The 590-nt window shown below is 43.4% G+C and carries 1 protein-coding gene; it reads left to right on the top strand.

Going from position 1 to position 590, the window contains the following annotated elements; translation table 11 throughout:
• Positions 1-590, top strand: a 590-nt coding sequence (locus tag DLK05_RS16750; protein WP_209319949.1) for a relaxase family protein, incomplete at both ends; no start/stop codon positions are given.

Raw genomic sequence — 590 nt, 5'->3', positions numbered from 1 at the left:
ATTTTGTGATTCCCAATGTTGAGCTTTCAACAGGCAAACGCCTACAGCCATTCTATGCGCCAGTCGATTTAGATCGAGTCGATCTATTTAAGCAGATCACCAATACCGAACATTCACTGTATGACCCCGATGATCCGGAGCATCGACAGCTATTTTTAAATAAAAAGAACCTGCCCAAAGATATTAAGGATTTTAAAGAGCAGTTACATCAACGTGTTTACCGAGCGGTTTCTAATGGGGAAGTTGCCGATCGGCAAGAATTGGTGCAATGGCTTGAATCGAATCAAATCAATGTCACTCGACAAGTAAAAAACTCCATATCCATTGAAAACCCATATGAGGGCGCAAAACGTCCCATCCGTTTAGAGGGCGAGATTTATGAGCAAGGCTTTAGAGCTACTGGCGAATATAGACAAGAAGTACAACAACGAATTGAAGAATACAGAGGAACAACTTCTGAGCGGTATCGAACAAACGTCACAGACTATCAGAGACAGCTTGAACATAAGAGCCAATATCACTGCGACCGCTATCCAACAGTCGGACGAGAAAATAGCCCAGAGCATTCAAAACAACGCCCAGACGGTCGA

Source organism: Ancylomarina longa (assembly GCF_003996985.1).
Lineage (GTDB): Bacteria > Bacteroidota > Bacteroidia > Bacteroidales > Marinifilaceae > Ancylomarina_A > Ancylomarina_A longa.
The sequence above is the reverse complement of the archived record's forward strand: the minus strand, read 5'-3'. Positions and strand labels throughout refer to the sequence as shown.